The organism is Bacillus sp. SIMBA_005, assembly GCF_046535585.1.
In the GTDB taxonomy this organism is placed as follows: Bacteria; Bacillota; Bacilli; order Bacillales; family Bacillaceae; genus Bacillus; species Bacillus pumilus.
In genome coordinates this window covers 1-321 of record NZ_JAWRWI010000160.1, presented here as the reverse complement: position 1 = coordinate 321, position 321 = coordinate 1, and the positions used below count along the sequence as shown (strand labels likewise).

The 321-nt window shown below is 46.4% G+C and carries 2 pseudogenes; both read left to right on the top strand.

The window, feature by feature from the left end:
• Positions 1-104 (top strand): annotated as a pseudogene (locus tag SB660_RS19565) (hypothetical protein); the annotation flags it as partial.
• Between the two features lie 2 nt (positions 105-106).
• A pseudogene (locus SB660_RS19560) lies at positions 107-321 on the top strand (MFS transporter); the annotation flags it as partial.

Sequence of the window (321 nt, the reverse complement as noted above, 5' to 3'; positions counted from 1 at the left end):
AGCGTGCGCTTGAGCCAGTTATTCCGTCTGAAAAAGACTTCCCTTATACTGTCCGTCTTGTTTCAGAAGTGCTTGAATCAAACGGTTCTACATCTCAAGCAAGCACACGATAAATAGTATGCTGGCAGTGAAAATTCTGGGGATTGCCCTCTTTACTTTCGGTTTTTTCGGAGGGCATTCAGTTGCCAGCAGCTGGGTGGGACGGAGAGCTCTTCACAACAAAGCACAGGCTTCATCGCTGTATTTGTTCTTTTATTATGCCGGTTCAAGTGTTTTCGGAACAATCGGAGGGCTATTCTGGTCTGGTTTTCATTGGCTGGG